A 6,319-nucleotide genomic window follows, 5' to 3' on the forward strand; every position below is an offset into this window, starting at 1 on the left:
AGCGACAGAAATCCAGAACAGGAATTAGATTGGAAGGGACATCGTGCATTGATTCAGCAAGTTTCTATGAAATCCATCTTTTTGCCTGTTATCGTGGTTTCGCTCGTGGTTCTGTTGGGGTTGGGGTTGTTTACTCAACCTGCTTGGGCGGGCATTTTTTCGGGGCAACGTCCGAATACTCTAGGGGTCCAAGCGGGGCAATTAGCGCCCTGTCCCGCCTCCCCCAATTGTGTCAGTAGCCAGAGCGGGGATGGGAGTCACCGAATTGAACCCCTCCGTCCCAGTGGGTCGATCGAGGAAGCTTTTACCACCCTGAAACAAGTGGTGCAATCCCAGCCTCGTACAAAAGTTGTCTCGGCTTCGGAGGATTATCTCTATGTGGAGTTCACCAGCCGTTTGATGGGCTTTGTGGATGATGTGGAATTTTATGTCGATCGGGAGGCGGGGGTAATTCAGGTGCGATCGGCGTCGCGGTTGGGTGAGTCTGATTTGGGCGTCAACCGCGATCGGATCGAAACTTTGCGGCAGGCGTTACAAAACCAAGGTTCCGTCGCGTAATTGGCGTAAAAAGCCGGGGAGCTTGGCAAATTAGCCAAGCTCCCATGGGATTCACCCACAACCCCGGCTTTTGCGAACTTTGGGATAGATGCGATCGTGCTTGAGATTAGGCGCGATCTCACTCTATTTACCGACTCGCTTTACCGACTCGCTTTACCGACTCGCTTTGTAAAAGGGCTTCTTCACGATCGTGGCAGGATAAGCCTTACCCCGAATACTGACCTCTACCGTATTGCCGATCGTTGCCAGTTCCGTCGGCACATAGCCCAAGGCCACCGGATAGCCCAAGGTGGGCGACAGCGTGCCACTGGTCACAATCCCCACCGTTTCCCCCGCATTGAGAATGGGATAGTCGTGGCGAGCAATATTGCGGCCTTCCAACTGCAACGCCATCAGCCGCTTTTTCACCCCCTCCGCCTTTTGTTGCTCCAACACCGATCGGCCAATAAATTCCCCCTTTCGATCCAAATGCACTAGCCAACCCAACCCCGCTTCTAATGGCGTCGTCTCATCATTAATATCCTGCCCATACAGGCACATCGCTGCTTCCAGCCGCAGGGTATCCCGCGCCCCCAATCCACAGGGCGTCACCCCTGCCGCCAATAGTGCCTGCCATAGGGCTCGTCCCACCTCCGGCGCACTCATAACCTCAAAGCCATCTTCTCCGGTATAGCCCGTGCGTGCCACGAAAATGGGTTGTTCGTTAAAGCTAGCTTCCGTATGTTCAAAGGCTTTCAGGGATTCGATCGAACCTTGAACGAGCGCTTGCAGTTGACCAACGGCCTGTGGGCCTTGCACGGCAATTAGCGTTTTATTTTGCGATCGATTTTCCAATTGCAATTGATTTAGATCAAGATTTGTCTGCATCCAATTCCAATCTTTTTGCATTGTCGCAGCATTGACGATCGTAATCCAAGACTGTTCATTTCCTGTTCCGCCTTGATAATAAAAAATTAAATCGTCAATGATGCCTCCCTGGGAATTCAACAATACGGTGTACTGTGCCTGTCCCGGTTGCAACCGACTCAGATCCGAAGGCACCAATCTTTGAATTTGCTCCAGCACGTTGCCTTTCAGCGAAAAAGCACCCATATGGGAAATATCAAACATCCCCACAGCCGTTCTGACCGCTTGGTGTTCTTGGGTGATGCTACTGAACTGAACGGGCATTTCCCAGCCAGAAAAGCCGATCGTGCGGGCATTGCCCATCAGGTCAAACAGAGGAGTGCGTTGCAGGGTGTCAGTCACGGGCGTTCGGAGAACTCAACAGCTTCTATTATCCCGCGATCGCTGGCTCGATCGGACAAGGAAAATCCTAAGCATCCCAGATTGAAGAGGCTTTCATGGGATGACAATTCGATTGTGGGGAGTACTGAATTCGACGACATAAACGTATCCAGGAGCGATCGGACTTGAGGGACTCATTTGCTCTAGTTTCATTTTAACCCGAGATTTCAGGATGCTTTCCGAGCCACGACGAATTCCTGAGACTTCGAGACGAATTCCTGAGACTTCGAGACGTGCTTTGCGTTGAAAGACAGTTGCAGGATGTTCGATCGAACTAAACTAAAATTAGACATTAACAAATATCTTTACGCTTTTGGAAGAATCCTGCAAGACATAAACAGACCACAATATGAATGCATAATAATCCCCAGTTCAGTGAGAGATTTGACCAATTCGCATCATAAACAGCACTAGGTTCTAACGGTCGAGGTAACAAACTTCCATCTGGTAATTTCTTTTGCTCTGGAATTAGAGCATTAAGATTGATCAGTGTGCCATAAGCTCCCACGGACCAACGACCCAACATAAACCAGCCTAAAATTTTAGCCGCTCCATCGGTTGCAAAGAGTACACCAGAAAAAATGATTTGAGGAATTAAAAGTAATGGCAATGCACTATTGGCTTGAGCAGTACTTCTGACTAAGCTGGAAATTAGTAAGCCTAGACTATAACTGGCAATTAAAGTCAGAAAATTGGTGACGGTTAATCCAATAGGCCAAGAGATCATCTCAGAAGTGGGAGACTGAAATACTATCATTACGACGATCGACATCAAGAGTGACTGAACCATTGCAATAGCTGCAAGAACCAAGACCTTTGATCCCAAGTAAGCAGATAAGCTCAAATTGACCAATCGTTCTCGAATGTAGATCGGCGTTTCTTTGACAATTTCTTGTAATGCACCCGAGAGGCCAACCCATAAGGAAGCACAGGTAAAAACAAAGAGAATTTTGATCGCTAGAGGAGCCAAGGTTGAGTCGGGAACTTCTGGCTTTAAAAAGGCTGCGTTATTTTTGACAGCAAAACTGATTAGACTAACCCCGATCGGAGCAGTGATAAGAGAAATGATGAGATTAGCCTGATCTCGAAGGACTAACTGCCAATAGCGTTGGGTTAGGAGTTTCGTTTGTTCAATAAACGAGGGTTTTGCTTGAGTTGGTACAACAAAACCTATGGGAGCATTCTGTTGAAGACTCAAGTGATTTCGAATATAACGATCGTAGTAGCTGGATTGACTGTAGTAATTTGCACAGTTGATGATATCATCTTGGTTTTCGAGTTTTGTATAAATGTCAGCGAAGTCATCTTCATTGAAAAATTCATGGGCTTCTTGAGGTGGACCGAAGAAACAGAGAAAGCCACCGCGTCCCATAAAGGCGACTCGATCACAGAGTGTGACATTGGCTGTTGCATGCGTGACAAGAATGATGGTGCGACCTTCATCGGCAAGTTTTCGCAGGAGTTGCATCATTTTTTTATCCAACCCCGGATCAAGTCCTGAGGTTGGTTCATCTAGGAAAAATAATTTTGGATCTGCAAGTAGTTCCACACCAATGCAAACACGCTTTCTTTGCCCACCGCTGAGGAGTTGAATTTTTGTATTTTGCTGAGCGGGTGTGAGTTCAATTTGCTCTAATGTTTTGGCTACAATTACATCAATATTGGCATCTGGAGGAAGTCGAAGTTTTGCTGCGTAGGTGAGGGCTTCGAGAGCGGTTAAATCACGGTGAATGATATCATCTTGAGGGACGTAGCCGATTTGAGTGCGGTAAATATTGAAGTTCGATCGCAAGTCACAGCCATTGATTAAAACCTGCCCAGAAGTTGTCGGTTCTAACCCAAACAAAGCTTTCATCAGGGTTGACTTGCCTGCACCACTCCCACCGACTAAAGCAACAAATTGTCCTGGCTCGATCGCGAGGGTGACATCATTTAAAATCAGTTTAGTATTCTTGGCTTCATCGAGGACTTGCCGTTTTAATGAATAGGCATCTAGGCGAATCTGGGTTCCTGAGTCTAGAATGCGGAGCTGATTGTTTTGAACCATTAAAGTAAATGGCCCAATATTCACGGTCATGTTGTCTTCGATTGCAATGGAACTCTCCACCCGGCGACTATTTGCAAAGATACCATTGACACTTTTGTCACATAACACATATCCAGAGGCTCGCTTTTCTATGGTGGCATGGATACGAGAGATTGTCGGAGCATCAAGCACTAGGTCACAGGTGGAATCTCGTCCGATCGTGATGACTGAGCTATTTAAAAGAATAGATCGTGGACTTAACGTCTTAAGCTGGGTTGAGGCGGAAGGATCACAGTAAGAGAGGAGAATCATATTACGGGGATCTTGCCCGACTTTAAGTGTCGTGCCATTTTTCAATCTGAAGCTTTCGGATACGGTGATTCTTGTCTGATTTATAAATAATCCGTTGGTGCTGGGTTTATTCCCATCGCCGTCCAAAATTTCATAGTTATCTCCGATTCTCTGCAAAATTGCATGACAGCCAGAAATCACATCCCAGTCTGGCGGCACTACAAGGTCACAAAGCTGAGGATTACGCCCCAAAACATGACGATCTCTGGTGAGGTCAAAACGGCAAACTTGGCCTTGTTTTTTCAGTTCAAGGTAGGGCGCTTGTCCAATGAGGGTTTCAGGGTGTGTCATGGGCAGTTTGGCAAAAGGAAATGACGATGGCCACTTTTACTTTAAGCGAAAAATCCACCGTCAAACCAGAGGAATAAAATCCCTAAAAGACTGTTGTACCAAAGCTTGTGACCACTGCTAACGGTAGACAAAACGATCCGGACTTTATTATTCTTGTTTAACAAATTTTGTGGATTTTACTGTTGTTTTGTAATTTTTTCTTAAAGAAAGTCTATTCGTCAAGCCGAATTTAGTTTTTTCGGTAACTTGAAAGATGATTGTCACTCTAGTGTAGAGATTCTGAGGCTAGATGTGGGCTAACTAAGGTTTAAGACTTGAGGGGCAATATATTTTTCAGGAATGAGATTTCTTGCTGATGTAGTTCGGAAAGAAACTCAAACCAGGTTTGAGTTTCGAAATCTTCAACATAAAAGCACTTACAACGTATTGATAGGTGGATAGGGGCAATCGCGATGATGATGGATTTGGTGAGCAATCGCTATCGGGTGGTGCGTGAGCTGGGCAAGGGAGGTTTTGGAACAACTTCGTTGGTAGAGGATACGCAGCTTCCTTCGGGGCGGCGCTGTGTATTGAAGGAGTTGATGCCTGTAGAGAGTAGTCCTGAGATTTATGCGTTGGTACAGCAGCGGTTTGAGCGGGAAGCCGCGATTTTGGAAGAGTTGGGCAATTTGACGCTTCAGATCCCGAGTCTTTATGCGTATTTTGCGGAGAATGGGAAGTTCTATTTGGTTCAGGAATATGTAGAGGGAGAGACAATCGCAGAGCGGGTGCAAACTCAGGGTGTGATGAGTGATGCGGCGGTGCGAGAGTGGCTGATGGGGTTGCTTCCGGTACTAGGGCTGGTGCATGAACGTAAAATTATTCATCGGGATATTAAGCCGGAAAATGTGATTTTGCGGCAGCGGGATCATAAACCTGTACTCATTGATTTTGGTGCGGTGCGGGAGACGATGGGGACGTTGATCAATGCAAATGGTCAGAGTACTCAGTCGATTGTGATTGGAACGCCTGGGTTTATGGCGAGTGAGCAGGCAGCGGGTCGGCCAGTATTTGCGAGTGATTTGTATAGTTTGGGTTTGACAGCAATTTATGCTTTAACGGGTAAGATACCGCAGGAACTGCCGACGGATCCGATGACAGGAAATATCCAATGGCGTCAGTTTGCGCCGACGGTGAGTGCGGGGTTAGCGACGGTGATTGATCGGGCGATTATGCCTGTAAGTCGCGATAGATATCAAACGTCAGGGCAAATGCAAAGTGAGTTGATGGGATCAAATGAATCAAATCCTATTCCAGGAACAGTTATTTCGATGACACCAGCAACTATCTCAAATCCTATGCCTGTAATGACAGTACCTCCTGTCGAGCAATATCCTAATACTAATAATTCTAATTCTCAGCCTACTATTGTTGTAGCCCATCCTCTAAGTTCTTCGTCACAACCCATACAACCGCAGAGCCCACACAGTATAGCTGTTACACCGAAACAAGGTCTGAGCGACTGGGCTAAAGCCATGATTATGGGTGGACTTATTGGGACATTCATATTAATTGCAATTGTTCTCACTCGTCCACAACAAACCACGCAGGCTTCGAATAACACTCCTACTACTGCAACTACACCTGCTGCTCCCTCCCCATCACCTTCTACAGTACCATCGCCTGTTGCTACAGTTTCCGGCGTTGCTGAATAGGGATATGATTTACTGTGGGACGGGCACATCACCAAATTTGAGATAATGCAGTAGCAGGCGAATTGAGTGCTTCAGCATTTCTACAGATTTGGAATAACACAAGGTCTTACGA

At 46.6% G+C, this 6,319-nt stretch carries 4 protein-coding genes and 1 pseudogene; 2 read left to right on the forward strand and 3 right to left on the reverse strand.

Annotation, left to right across the window (positions count from 1 at the left end):
• Positions 1 to 66: 66 nt before the first annotated feature.
• Positions 67 to 558, forward strand: coding sequence for a DUF1499 domain-containing protein (locus H6G21_RS22605; protein WP_190576285.1), 492 nt, complete (start codon positions 67 to 69; stop codon positions 556 to 558).
• Between the two features lie 153 nt (positions 559 to 711).
• Here H6G21_RS22605 and gcvT read toward each other — a convergent pair whose 3' ends face one another.
• Complete coding sequence (gene gcvT / locus H6G21_RS22610; RefSeq protein ID WP_347278058.1) at positions 712 to 1,806, reverse strand: glycine cleavage system aminomethyltransferase GcvT; 1,095 nt, start codon at positions 1,804 to 1,806, stop codon at positions 712 to 714.
• A gap of 331 nt (positions 1,807 to 2,137) precedes the next feature.
• Positions 2,138 to 4,513, reverse strand: coding sequence for an ATP-binding cassette domain-containing protein (locus H6G21_RS22615; RefSeq protein WP_190576293.1), 2,376 nt, complete (start codon positions 4,511 to 4,513; stop codon positions 2,138 to 2,140).
• Between the two features lie 452 nt (positions 4,514 to 4,965).
• On the opposite strand from H6G21_RS22615, the gene H6G21_RS22620 reads away from it, so the two are divergent.
• Positions 4,966 to 6,207, forward strand: a complete 1,242-nt coding sequence (locus tag H6G21_RS22620; protein WP_199307394.1) for a serine/threonine-protein kinase — start codon at positions 4,966 to 4,968, stop codon at positions 6,205 to 6,207.
• Between the two features lie 9 nt (positions 6,208 to 6,216).
• Here H6G21_RS22620 and H6G21_RS22625 read toward each other — a convergent pair.
• Positions 6,217 to 6,319: pseudogene (locus tag H6G21_RS22625) on the reverse strand (IS1 family transposase); the annotation flags it as partial.

The sequence above is a fragment of the Alkalinema sp. FACHB-956 genome, from assembly GCF_014697025.1.
GTDB lineage: Bacteria > Cyanobacteriota > Cyanobacteriia > Leptolyngbyales > Leptolyngbyaceae > Alkalinema.